We start from the raw sequence: 13,903 nt of genomic DNA on the forward strand, positions 1-13,903 counted from the left end.
TGTTTTTATGTTTTCAAATATGTGTTTAAACATCTTAGGACTGTTTAATTGACTGTTTTGGATAGCATCAACTTTATTTTAAAATTATGATGGACTCAGGCACTTTAGTGCTGGAACTAATGGATTTTGACGAAAGTTCTAGCCAAAGTCCTGTTAATAAGCTCTTAATGTGCAATTGCTGACATAGCGGGAAGTATAAATTTATTTTGTTCCTTTTATGAAAGTATTTGTACGCCTTTTGTTTCTAACTTACTTTTTGATTCCATACGTTGCTGTATCGGAAGGATCTAAAAATTTAACACCCAATACAACCGGAACCACAACAGACCTTACAAACCCAGGCAATACTAGAGCAGGTTTCCTGGCGCACGATGCTAATTTTGCCTCAGCAGCAGGTGTAGGTCCAACATCTTTAAGCTTTCTCAAGTCCCCGGGTTTCAACTACAATGGAGCGACCTACTCCCCTGATCATCGGTTGTATGTAAGAGTACTGCCAGGCGAAACCCTTCACTTTGGTGTGCACCGTACCTCTCATGATCAGGGAACTGGTAATCAAGGAGATTTGAATATTAACGTTAGGTACCGAAACGCTGATGGTTTAGGTGCAGAGATGAGCGCCGGGGTAGTAACACTACGAAGAAACACAAATTCTGCACGTCATTCAGAGTTGATCACGAGTCAAGCAGGTGTAATTGGTAGTGCTGCGCAAGCTGCAGCAGGACCAGCTGTGCTAAATCCGCTCGGCTATCAAAGCTTAAGTATAAGAAACACCTTAACCGTTCCACTTGACTTCTTCTTTGAATTCAACCAGGTTGGCGAGGCGAACATGACTCAGGACCAGCGTTTCTCAGTTTATGACTTCTGGGACTTTACTGTTTTAGATGCTAATAACGTGGAGAAACCAGGTCGCTTATACTCCAAATTATGGGCTTTTTCTGCAGGAGGCGCAAACAATGTGTTCTCGCGTAATTTTGATATGTACCCTCTTGTACCTAGCGAAAACCAGAGTGGTAAATACTTCGTGAAAGTGTTAGAACTTGCCGGCCTTGCCCCTCAGAACTTTTTCCGGTTTGTTACCAATAGTATGGGTACTACCGCAGGCAGTACTTTTGAAGAAAGGCGTAAAAGCCAGGTCACCAATTCTGATTATCCGGAGTATTTTAACTTTGTAAACAATCCGGACCCGGCTATTTGGCCTACTGCTAGCGCACCAACCTTTAGTGTTAATGTGAACGCCTTTTGTAGCAACTCTGTGACAGGCCGGGGTGGCGTAACTTTTACGGGTACCAGTTCGGAGAGTAGCACTTTCATTGTTTTGATAGACCTGCACGGTAACAATGGTATTTACGACCCGAACACAGCAGATGTATTACTAGAGCGAACCGGGCCTGCCGGAGCTAAAGTGATTACCTGGGATGGCTTGAATGGCTTAAACCAGATCGTACCAAAAGGCACAACAATCAAATACTATTTTAAGAATGGCAGCGGTGCTGTTAACTTTCCGATGTGGGATGCAGAAACCAACCTGGATGGATTCAGAGTAGGTGAAGTCAGGCCTCTCCCACCAAACGTTAGTTCTCAAAATTATGCCAGTAAACTTTTCTGGGATGATTCGAACCTGGCCACAAGCCGGTTTCCTGCACCGCAGACTCAACTTTTTGGCGTTGCTTCTACAGGCATTTATACGAATACAAGCGGAGGCGTTCACCGGTGGGGTAATACAAGCACCAACGCACTTGCCGGCGACCTTTATACCGTAAACACCTGGACCTATGGCTATACCAATGAAGTGGAGCAAACCCATACTTACACCTATGATTGCTCCGTGGATTTAGCGGTAACACATACAGCCTCTGGAGGCAACTACATAATTGGCAAACCATTTACATACACAGTAAGCATAGCAAACAATGGGCCTCAGTTCGCCACCGGTATTACTTTAAGAGACCTCATCGATAATAACACCCTCAATTTTATAAGTGCTACACCTTCGCATGGCACGTACAATGCTACAACCGGCATCTGGACTGTAACTGATATGGGTGTAGGTGCTACCCGTACCTTAACTATTACTGCTTCACCTAAAGTGATCGGCACTATCAACCAAACTGCAAGTATAAATTCCCTTCAACAAACGGATAGCAATCCAGTAAACAACACAGCTACAGCGACCATCAATGTACAGGCAGCAGCTGATATTGAAGTGAAAAACGTTGCATCCGGAACTACATTCAACAACGGAGATATTGTAACTTATACGATCACCGCCAAAAACCTGGGACCAAACAATGCTACAAGCGTAGCCATAACTGATGTACTGCCAACAGGAGTTGTGTTTGAAAGTGCCACAGCAACCACAGGTACCTACAACAGCACTACTGGAGTATGGAGTGTTGGTAATCTGGGGAGTAGCCAAACAGCTACATTAACGTTGAAAGCTAAAATAAACAGGCTTGGAACTATTACAACCACAGCCTCTCTAAACAGCAGAACAGGTGCAGAGCTAGATGAAAACCCGGCAAATAACTCTTCCTCGAATACGATAAACGTGAATCCTGCTGCAGATGTGGCTATCACAAACACCGTAAATAACGCCGCCCCATACCAGGGAGAAGACATTGTTTACACCATCAGAGTAACAAATAACGGGCCCAACAATGCAACAAACGTTTCTGTTGCAGACCAAATACCGGCAGGATTGACTATCACAAATTATACTACTACTGCAGGTGCCATTGATATTGCGAACGGCGTTTGGAATGTAGGGACTGTAATTAACGGTACTTCCCAAACATTAACGCTATATGCCAGACCTACAGTTACAGGTCAAATTTCGCTTGTCTCTTCGCAAACACACACAGAATTCGACTCAAACAGCAGCAACAATAGTGCGACATCTACCATCAATGTAGGTGCTACTGCCGATGTTGCTGTTTCGAATGTTGTAGCGCCGGTAAAGGAAAACTACATAAATGGTGATATAGTAACTTATACTGTGGTTGTTAGAAACAACGGCCCGAGCAGCGCCACCAATGTAGTTGTTACTGATAAGTTGCCTTCCTCGCTAATCTTCATGAATCAGACTGTATCTACGGGGGCATATAATGCTACTACTGGCGTCTGGACTGTAGGCACCTTAGCGGTTGGAGCATCTCAGACGCTTGCAATCACGGCCGCTGTAAACCAAAGTGCCGTTATAACGACTACTGCTACGCAAACACATACCGAGTTTGATAATGTAAGCGAAAATAACCGCGCCTCAAATACAATTATATCAGGTACAGGACAGGTTGTGGCAGATGTGGAAGTAGGTGTTTCTGTATCACCTGGTCCTTACTATACCGGCAGGCAAACAACCTTTACCGTTACGGCAAAAAATTTAGGCCCCGACTTAGCAACTGGCTTAAGTTTAAATGCATTGCTTCCAGCTACTTTTGAGTTTGTTAGCAAATCATTTAGCGGGGGTACTTATGATGAAGCCACAGGTATCTGGAATATAGGTTCGCTATCATCCGGTGCGGATACCAGGTTGGTACTGGTTGTAAAACCTAAAGCAGACCCTGCTACTGCACCTAAAGCAACTATTGCACATACACTTACAGCTTCTGTCAGAAGTTTATCGCAGTACCAGGGAACTGATGTAGGCGCCAATACCGGAAGCAAAACCATTGAAGTAAATAAAATGGCAGAAGTTGGTGTTACCATGACCGTTTCCAGCAGCGACCCGGAAGGCAAATATTATAACGGCCTAACAGAAGCTACTTTTATATTGAATGTTACAAACAACGGGCCCGATAAAGTAACCAACCTCGTAGGCTCCGACACCAGAACCGGTTTGCTTGATTTTACTTATATCGAGACGGGTAAAGGATTTAATCCATACACAGGAATATGGACAGTTGGAGACCTTGAGCCAGGGCAAAGTAAGACTATTGAAGTTAGAGGCATCCCGAATACCACAGGTAGAATTAACCTGGGTGGCTGGATTACAAGCCAGGAACAGTATGATGGCGTAGTGGAAAATAACAAAGCCGTTGCGCTACTTAATGTATTGCCAGTTTCAGACCTTAAAGTAACTAATATAGTGGCACCGGGTCCGTATTACAATGGCCAAAATACAACCTTTACTGTAACTTTAGAAAACCTTGGCCCTGATGCAGCCTCTGGCGTGACCATTGATAACAAACTACCTGCAGGCTTAGTATTTGTTAGCGCGACGGCATCGATGGGCTCATACAATGCCACAACTGGCATTTGGAATCTTGAATCGGATGTATTGCCAAACCAACCACAGGTTCTGGAAATAATAGTTAAGCCCGTAACCTCAGCAGAAATAACGACCATTGCCAGCGTTTATACTTCAAATGAGTTCGATAGCGCTGTTGCTAATAATACAGCGTCTGCTACTATTACAACAGAAAAAGTGGCCGATATTCGTCTGCATGCTTTTGTACCCTCAGAAACACGACATGTTGGAATAGAATCATCTTTCACAATTCATGCATCTAACCTAGGTCCGGATAAGGCCACAAGTATAAGTATACAGGAAAAGCTACCTGTCGGCTTCTCAAATATTTCTGTTGTTCCATCGCACGGTACATACAATCCAGCTACTGCAATCTGGGCTATACCTGCCTTAGAAAGTGGTGAAACAGCAGATTTACTCATAAAATTTACACCTACTGGTACGGGAACTTTCACTAACTATGTGTACAAGCTATCCTCAGCAGAGTACGACCCGAATGGGCAGAACCTGGAAGCAGGCAATAACCGCACAACAGTTGGTTTAACTATCACCGACAGAAAAGCTACCTATACCGTAGCAGCTGCTAAAAATTTCTATGACTATAAAAACGGCGCTGTACTGGCTTATCCTATAGACCCGGATGGTGTAATTACGCTTGCCAGGCTTGAGAGCAGCACGCTGCCCGCTGGCATAACCATGCGAAACAATGGGCAGGTTGTCGCGACAGATGCCTTTGCGCTTCGGCCAGGCGTCTATACTTTTAATGTCGAAACTTATGACGAGTTTGGCAACATCAGTTTAATTAGCGGAGTGGCGTTAACTATTACCGGCGACAGAGACGGTGACGGTGTTAGTGATTTTGACGATGTTGATGATAACAACGATGGTATTCCAGATAAAATAGTATCTGGCGGAGCCGATCCATACGGTGATGAAGACGGAGACGGAAAGTTAAACTATTACGACCTTGATTTTATTTACCCGGGCGGCAAAGCCTTTTCAGATGCAAATGGAGATGGTATTAATGATTGGTTTGATACAGACCATGACGGAATCATCAACTCCCTGGATATAGACATTGACGGAGACGGCATCACAAATACCATAGAGGCCAATGGCGGTATAATACCGGTAGGATATGGTTATAGCAGCAGTAAAGGTATTTTAGAAGGAAGCGTATCAACTAATGGCATGCCAGTTTTAGCGCAGGCAACCAGCAACAGCGGGATAAGCGCTTTTGCAATGCCCGATACAGATAAAGACGGGTTGGCTGATTACACAGATATAGACGCTGACAATGATGGTTTGCCTGACCTGATGGAGGGGCAAGCAACCTTAACCTATACTTTATTAAGCTACACAGATACAGACATGGATGGCCTGGATGACGCTTTTGATGCGAGTTGTGGCTGCACAAATCAAGGTACCGCTGTGCTTCCTGTAAACACAGACGGTGATAGCCTTGCGGATTACCTGGACAGAGATAGTGATGAGGATCTTACATCAGATTTTGTAGAGTCGTTTGATGACAATGCTGACGGCGCATCTTATGATGATTTAATTGAGCGGGCTGCCAGATTCGAAGAATCAACCGGTAAAGGCTTTTACCTTGATATAGTTCGTTTTGCCGGAGACTTGCCTAACTGGCTTAAAGACGACAATAAAAATGGAATCCCTAATTTTCTGGAACCCGGCAACAGCTATTATAAAGATACGAATGGCAATGGCCTGGTAGATCTTTTCGACCCGGCATCCGGTGGCGAGAGCGTAGTATACCAGCTTAACTCAAATAATAAGATGCATTACCGCGACGCCGCTATTATTTCACCGTTACCTGTTACACTAACTAAGTTTACGGCTCAGGTAAAGTCAACTACGGTTGTACTAAATTGGGAAACAGCAACGGAAGTGAACAACGATAAATTTGTAGTGGAGCGCAGTATAGATGCACGCACTTTTGAGGCCATTGGCTCTGTAAAGGGCGCTGGCAACAGCAACACGGCAAAAAGCTATACTTTGATTGATAAAAATCCCCCTTATACTATGGTATATTACCGCCTGAAGCAAATTGATTTGGATGGTACATTTACCTATAGTGCTGTTGTTTCGGTTTCTTTAAATGGCGGAATGGCACTCAAAGCGCCTGCTGCTGTGCTTTACCCAAACCCAACAAAGGGCACAAGCTATTTGCAGATGTCGCAGTTACCTGCTGATACTTATACGATAAGTATTTACAGCGTAGATGGGCGCATGATAAAGCAGCATACATTAAGAAGTGATGTAGAGCATACTTTGGACCTATCCTACTTATCCAGTGGCAAGTATATACTTCGGATAACAGGAAACCGGCACCAGCAAAGTATAAATTTTATAAAGCAGTAAGTATAAAAGCGAAAGCCTCTCCAATTTGGAGAGGCTTTCGCTTTTATACTTTATACCCGATATTGTCTAGTAGTTCAGCAACTCATCCAGCATCTTGGCTACTTTCTCAGGGTTTGGCAGCATCATCTTCTCGAGTTCAACATTAAGCGGAATAGCAGGCAAATTTACAGCTCCCAATGTATAAATAGGCGCATCCAGCTTTTTAAAGCAATCTTTGGATAAACGCCCGGCAAGCGATTCTGCAAAGGAGTTCATCAATGGCTCTTCTGTTAATACCAATGCTTTGCCATGTCGCTCTACAGAGGCCTTCACAGTTTCGTAATCCAACGGGTTAAGCGTACGCAGGTCCACAATTTCTATACTTCCCGGAAACTGCTTAGCGGCTGTTTTTGCCCAGTATACGCCCATGCCGTAGGTGATCACCGTTAAGCTGTTGCCCATTCGGATTTCTTCTTCATCGGCTTTCTGCACAATGTTGGCTTTCCCAAGTGGCAGGATATAATTCTCGTCCGGCTCCACCGTTTTGGCATCTTCTGTACCGGCAACTTTAGACCAGTAAATACCTTTATGCTCCAGCATCACCACCGGATTCGGGTCCAGGAAAGCAGCTTTCATCAGGCCTTTCATATCGGCAGCGTTGCTCGGGAACACTACTTTTATGCCTCTGATGTTCAGGAGTGTAGATTCTATACTTCCGGAGTGATACGGGCCGCCGCCGCCGTATGCCCCAATCGGAACACGAATAACAGACTGGATTGGGAATTTACCGTTGCTCAGGTAGCAGCTTTTAGACAGCTCTTCCACCAGCTGGTTGATACCAGGCCATATATAATCTGCAAACTGGATTTCTACAATAGCTTTTGCTCCTACCGCCGACATGCCAGCCGTTGAGCCCACAATGTAAGCTTCCTGAATAGGCGTATTAAACACACGGGCATCGCCATACTTTTTAGCCAGCAAAGCTGCCTCACGGAACACACCACCCAGTTCACCGCCTACGTCCTGTCCGTAGAACAAGGCCTCCGGGTACGTGCGAAGTATGTCATCCACCGCATGCAGGGCAGCATCCACCATGATTACTTTTTCTGCTCCGGCAGGTGCTCTTTGGCCTTTCTCTTCAGTTACCGGTGTAGGTGCAAACTCATGCTGGTCAAAAGTACTCGGCTCAGGGTTGGGTGCTTCAAGGGCCTTGTGATAGTCAGCTGCTACAGTTGCTAACGCCTCTTGTTCCAGCTGGTCAATTTCATCCAGGCTTACATCGGCATCTAAAAGTGCCTGCCGTAGCTTCGGAATCGGATCGTTTACGGCATGTTCGTTCAGGTTTGTGCCACGGTACCACTCACGGCGAACGCCGGAAGTATGGTGGCCCAGCAAAGGAACTTTGGCATGTACAAGTATAGGTTTACGCACTTTACGTGCATATTCAAAGGCTACACGCATACCCTCATACGATTCCTCAAAATCAGAACCATTTACGCGCAGGCGTTCCATGCCTTTGAAACCAGCGGCATACTCGTAGGCATCCATGGCACGCATTTCTTTACCAGTTGCCGAAATCCCCCAGTCATTGTCCTGGATCAGGTACACAATAGGCAGGTTCTTCAGTATTGCCATCTGGAACGCTTCTGCCACCTCTCCTTCTGTTACAGAGCCATCACCCAGCGAGCAAAGCACCACCGGCTTCTCATCACCTTTTAGTAGCCCCTGCCCTTCCAGGTACGCAATGCCATGCGCCATGCCTGTAGCCGGAATAGCCTGCATGCCTGTAGCTGAACTCTGGTGCGGAATCGTCGGGAAACCTTCTCTTTTCAAAGATGGGTGGCCATAATACGTGCGACCTCCAGAGAAAGGATCATCAGCCTTTGCCATCAGCTGCAGCATCAGCTCGTACGGCTGCATGCCGATGCCCAGCAAAATAGAATCATCGCGGTAATACGGCGAGGCGTAATCGTAGGGTTTAAGCTGGAAAGCAGCTGCAAGCTGTATGGCTTCGTGGCCCCGCGAGGTGCTGTGCACATACTTGCTGCAGATAGCTTTGTTTTCTTCGTAGGTATCTGCCATGGTTTTGGCAGTAATCATGAGGCGGTAAGCTTTTTTAAGCAGATCGATGTCCAGCTTAACGGCTTCCAATGTATCTTTTGACATATAGTGCATATCTTTTGCCCGAAAATAAGAAATTTTGGCCTTTTTCTAAAATCCTTGGCTTGGCTTCGCTACTCCGGTAATAATCGGTATTTTTGCATGCTTTAGCCGTATCACGTAGCACGACACACGTAGCACGACATTTTGATATTTACCTGATAGGTTGGTTCTGAACATAGTAACTTATCCTTTGTATTGTCTTATTGTCTTTTCTAATGGGTGTGATACGTGATTCTAGATACGATCACTCAAAGAGAAGAAAAATGTTCAGAGATAAAGTAGAGGCGTTTATGCGCCAGTTCCAGAAAGACCTGTACCAAGCATTAGAAGACTGCGACGGTGGTGCCATGTTTAGTGCCGATGAGTGGCAGCACGAAGGCGGCGGTGGCGGTATTTCGCGCGTGATTGAGAACGGGGCTGTGCTGGAAAAGGGCGGTGTAAACTTTTCTGCGGTGCAGGGCGAGTTGTCTCCCCAGTTCCTCAAAATGCTGCAGATGCCCGATCCTAATTACTTCGCAACGGGCGTTTCAGTAGTCATGCATCCGCACAGCCCGATGGTGCCCATCACACACATGAACGTGCGCTACTTTGAAGCCGGCAACGGACAGGCATGGTTTGGCGGCGGCATCGACCTCACTCCTATTTATCTTGATTTGAAACAGGCACGGGAGTTTCATGAGCAAATGAAAGCTGTTTGCGATAAGCACCACCCAAGCTATTACCCGGAGTTTAAAAAGTGGGCCGATGATTATTTCTACAACGAGCACCGCGAAGAAACACGTGGCGTTGGCGGTATTTTCTTCGACAGGCTGATGGCCACCGACGAGATAAGTATGGAAGACCGCCTGGCTTTTGTGCATGATGTAGCCTATGCGTTTATTCCTTTTTATACTTCTATCATTAACCAGAACCGCGATCTGCCTTACGGAGAAAAGGAAAAGCAATGGCAGCTGATACGCCGTGGCCGCTACGTAGAGTTTAACCTGGTATATGACCGTGGCACGAAATTCGGTTTGCTTACCAAAGGCAGAATAGAATCTATATTGATGAGTTTGCCTACACATGCCTCATGGCACTACAACTTTACCCCAGAACCGGGCAGCGCAGAAGCAATCACACAACAGTATCTGAAAAAAGACATCGACTGGCTGCAAGTGCAGTAAGCCTTTATGGAGACTTTAGAGCAACTGGATAAAGAGATTTTCCTTTATCTGAACGATATGCAAAGCCCCTTCTGGGATGCTGTCATGATTTTTGTATCTAACAAGTATGTTTGGATACCGTTCTACCTCGGCCTGATAGGCTACCTGGTCTGGCGTTACCGCAGGCAAAGTATGGCCATGCTGGGAATGGCAATCGCAGCTGTTGGTTTGGCTGATTTTGTGGCCTCTGGCATTTTTAAACCATATTTTCTGCGTCTGCGTCCCTGCCACGACCCTTCGCTGGCTGAGTTTGTGAATATTGTGGAAGGTTGCGGTGGCCAGTTTGGTTTTATGTCGTCGCATGCCTCCACCAGCTTTGCCTTGGCAGTCTTCTTCAACCTTATACTTCCCGACAGGTACTTTATCTTTAAGATTGTGCTGGTAGTCTGGGCCGTTGTTGTTTCGTACAGCCGCATTTACCTTGGCGTACATTATCCGGGCGATATTATCGGAGGTGCTCTGCTAGGTTCTTTTCTGGCATACCTGAGTTCGCTTGGCTATACTATTCTCCTGAACAAATATCCTCGTCTGGTGCGTTAAACCTTTCCCGGGAAGTGTTGTTTCCTTTGTGTTCATTATAGCCCTTAGGTTTGCGCATACTACTTTATACGTTTATACTTTCGCTTCTGCTGCTGGCTACAGGCAACCGCGTGGTTGCGCAGCAGTTTTATACATTGTCTGGTCATGTGCTGGATGCTGAGTCCGGTGAGGCTTTGGCGGGCGCATCGTTATTTCTTAAAGAAAGACCAGGGGCCGGAGCAGTAACAGATGCTACAGGTAAGTATACTTTTATAGCGGCGCCAGGCACCTATACTTTAGTTGCGCGCTACCTTGGCTACAACGACCTGGAGCAGGAACTACTACTGGACCAGAACAGGCAGCTAAACGTAAGGTTATCCGCTAAAGCCTATGGCGTGAAGGAAGTAGAAGTATTTGGCACCCGCCAGCCACCCATGACACAAACCGCTGCTATGGGCCAGCTCGACATTCCGCTTGAAACTATTAAAACCCTTCCGGTGCTTTTCGGCGAAACAGATATCCTGAAAACGGTACAGCTGATGCCGGGTGTGCAGTCGGGTGGTGAGGGCAATACGGGTTTTTATGTGCGTGGCGGTGGCTCCGACCAGAACCTTGTTTTAATGGATAAGGCGACTATTTATAACCCAGGCCACCTGCTCAACTTTTTTTCGGTATTCAACAGCGATGCCATCGAAACCACTACCCTGCTTAAAGGCAATATGCCTGCCAGGTATGGTGGCCGGTTATCGTCGGTGCTGGACGTAGAAATGAAAGACGGCAACATGACAGCTTATGAGGTGGATGGTGGTGTAGGGTTGATTGCTTCACGTTTAACGTTGCAAGGGCCGATTGCCAGGGAAAAGGCTTCGTTTATACTATCCGGGCGCAGAACCTATATGGATGTGCTGACAGAACCTTTATTGAAGAATACCGAGCAAGGTGGTGTGCCCTACTACTTTTACGACCTGAATGCTAAGCTAGCCTATACTTTATCAGACAAAGACAGGCTGTATTTAAGTGGTTACTATGGCCGCGACAAAGGTACGCTAAGACTGAACGATGGCCGGTTTACTTCTGACTTTTACTGGGGTAATGCAAGCGCAGCTGCCCGTTGGAACCGTATTTTCAGCGATAAGCTTTTTATGAATGCCTCCGCGCTACTCAGTAACTATAATTTTGAATTTACATGGGAGTATGGCGGCTATACTACGGTACTGGAAACAGGCGTGCGCGACTACAGCTTTAACCTTGACTTCGACTATACCCCAAACGTAAGGCATCATGTGCAGTATGGCGCGCAATACACTTACCATACCCTTCGGCCAAGAACCGGCGAAGCAGAAGGCCTTGATGGAGATGCTTTCAGCACAAACCGCATCAATCCTAAGTATGCTCATGCCTTAGCCCTTTACGTGTCTGATGACTGGAACCTGACAGACAAGCTTTTACTGAGCCTGGGGCTTAGAAGCAGCCATTTTATGCAGGTTGGGCCGTTTAGTTACTACCGTTTTAACCAGAATGAGCAGGTTACCGATTCTGTATACTATAGCGATAATCAGAAAGTGAAAGCATTCCATAACCTGGAACCTAGGGCAGCATTGCGTTATACTTTAGATAAGCAGTCATCTGTTAAAGCTGCTTTTACGCAGTCAGCACAATACCTGCATCTTGTCTCGAATGCTTATACTACGCTGCCCCTGGACGTATGGGTGCCGAGCTCGGCCATTGTTAAACCGCAACGCGCAACGCAGTATGCTTTGGGCTACTTCAGGAATATGCTGGAAAACCAATACGAGGGCTCTGTGGAAGTATACTATAAAACCATGCAAAACCAACTGGAATACCGCGAAGGCTACGCTGTGGGCCCAAGCAACCGCGACCTGGAGTATGAATTTGTGAGCGGCGACGGGGAATCTTATGGTGTAGAGCTTTTCCTGCGCAAGAACTTTGGAGATTTACAAGGCTGGGTTGGCTATACTTTGTCGCGCACCACCCGCCAGTTTCCGGCTTTAAACCAGGGCGCCACTTTCCCGGCCCGCTTCGACAGGCGACACGATTTGTCTGTGGTAGCCAACTATAAGTTAAATGATAAATGGACGTTTGGAGGCACCTTTATTTACGGCACAGGACAAGCCACGACCATGCCTGTCAGGCGCTATGCGATAGAAGGAAATGTGGTGTACCAGTATGGCGACAGAAATAGCTTCAGGATGGAGCCGACGCACCGCCTCGACCTGGCAGCAACATTAGAGGGGAAAAAGTTTAAAAACATCCAAAACAGCTTTACCTTCTCCATCTACAATGTGTATGGCCGCCGCAATCCTTTTTTATACTACATCGACAACGAGGGCGAATCTTACAGCCAGGACATTAAGCTGCAGGCTAAAAAGGTATCAATTATTCCTTTCCCCTTACCATCAGTAACCTGGAACTTTAGCTGGAAATAACATGAGGAAGCCAAACTTTATACTTCTTATACTATCGATGCTGCTGCTCTTGCTCTCTGGTTGTGAGGAAAGTATAACGCTGCAAATACCGGAAGGCGAAGCCCAACTGGTGGTAGAAGGGCACATTGAGCAAGGTGCTCCTCCTTATGTTATACTTACACAAACGGTTCCTGTTTTTGCCAATGTGTCTTTTGAAACCTTGGCGAATGCTTTTGTGCGTAACGCCCGAGTAACTGTAAGTACAGGAGAGCAAACTTATACGTTGCAAGAGGTCAGTTCTGCATCATTATCAGCTAAACAAAAAGAGCAGGTGGCGCTGCAATTTGGCATACCGCCAGATCTGCTTAACGGTGCCGGAGGCTTTCCCTTTTATGTTTATACTTCTGATGGACTAACAGGAGAAGTCGGGAGAAGCTATAAGTTACGCATCAGCCATGAGGGTAAAGTGCTCACAGCCAGTACCACCATTCCGCACCTTAACCCGATTACAGAACTATGGACGGTGCCACACCCAAAACCTGAGCAGGATAGCCTTCGGATTTTAATGTACCGATACGCTGACCCCGACACGCTCGGTAACAGCGTGCGTTACTTTACCAAACGTAACAGCGAGCCCTATTATACCGGGGTTTTTGCCTCTGTTTTTAATGATGAGCTTATAAATGGCGCTACAATTACCTTTCCCCTGGACCGTGGCGAGCCTAAAGGACAAGCAGAAATAGACGAGGATTTGTATGGTTACTTTGGCAAAGGCGACACCGTAACAGTACGCTGGGCAGCCATCGACTTAGCACATTTTCGTTTCTGGAGTACCCTGGAGAGCGAACAGAACAGTAACGGCAGCCCCATCGGTTCACCAAACACTACACGAAGCAACATAAACGGCGGCCTTGGCATCTGGGGTGGCTATGGCGTTACGTACCACACTTTAGTTATAGAATAAAGTATGGCAGCAAGTAATTCCG

The 13,903-nt window shown here is 46.3% G+C and carries 6 protein-coding genes; 5 read left to right on the plus strand and 1 reads right to left on the minus strand.

Annotated elements, in window-relative coordinates:
* Positions 1 to 217: 217 nt before the first annotated feature.
* The gene (locus Q1A23_RS08680) at positions 218 to 6,628 is read left to right on the plus strand and encodes a T9SS type A sorting domain-containing protein (RefSeq protein ID WP_299822038.1); all 6,411 of its coding nucleotides are present in this window, start codon (positions 218 to 220) and stop codon (positions 6,626 to 6,628) included.
* A 66-nt stretch (positions 6,629 to 6,694) separates the two neighbouring features.
* Here the strand turns inward: Q1A23_RS08680 and Q1A23_RS08685 are convergent, their stop codons facing one another.
* Positions 6,695 to 8,773 carry an alpha-ketoacid dehydrogenase subunit alpha/beta gene (locus Q1A23_RS08685; RefSeq protein ID WP_299822040.1) on the minus strand — a complete coding sequence of 693 codons (2,079 nt, stop codon included), beginning with the start codon at positions 8,771 to 8,773 and terminating at the stop codon, positions 6,695 to 6,697.
* A 260-nt stretch (positions 8,774 to 9,033) separates the two neighbouring features.
* On the opposite strand from Q1A23_RS08685, the gene hemF reads away from it, so the two are divergent.
* Genes hemF through Q1A23_RS08705 form a run of 4 tightly spaced genes read left to right on the plus strand, consistent with a single transcriptional unit; the run spans position 9,034 to position 13,881 of the window.
* A complete protein-coding gene (gene hemF, locus Q1A23_RS08690) occupies positions 9,034 to 9,933 on the plus strand; it encodes an oxygen-dependent coproporphyrinogen oxidase (RefSeq protein WP_299822042.1) in 900 nt (299 codons plus the stop codon).
* 6 nt (positions 9,934 to 9,939) lie between these two features.
* Positions 9,940 to 10,512, plus strand: coding sequence for a phosphatase PAP2 family protein (locus Q1A23_RS08695; RefSeq protein WP_299822044.1), 573 nt, complete (start codon positions 9,940 to 9,942; stop codon positions 10,510 to 10,512).
* A 50-nt stretch (positions 10,513 to 10,562) separates the two neighbouring features.
* Positions 10,563 to 12,938, plus strand: a complete 2,376-nt coding sequence (locus Q1A23_RS08700; RefSeq protein WP_299822045.1) for a TonB-dependent receptor — start codon at positions 10,563 to 10,565, stop codon at positions 12,936 to 12,938.
* Position 12,939: 1 nt separating this feature from the next.
* Positions 12,940 to 13,881 carry a DUF4249 family protein gene (locus Q1A23_RS08705; RefSeq protein WP_299822047.1) on the plus strand — a complete coding sequence of 314 codons (942 nt, stop codon included), beginning with the start codon at positions 12,940 to 12,942 and terminating at the stop codon, positions 13,879 to 13,881.
* Positions 13,882 to 13,903: the final 22 nt, after the last annotated feature.

The sequence above is a fragment of the uncultured Pontibacter sp. genome (assembly GCF_947492645.1).
GTDB lineage: Bacteria > Bacteroidota > Bacteroidia > Cytophagales > Hymenobacteraceae > Pontibacter.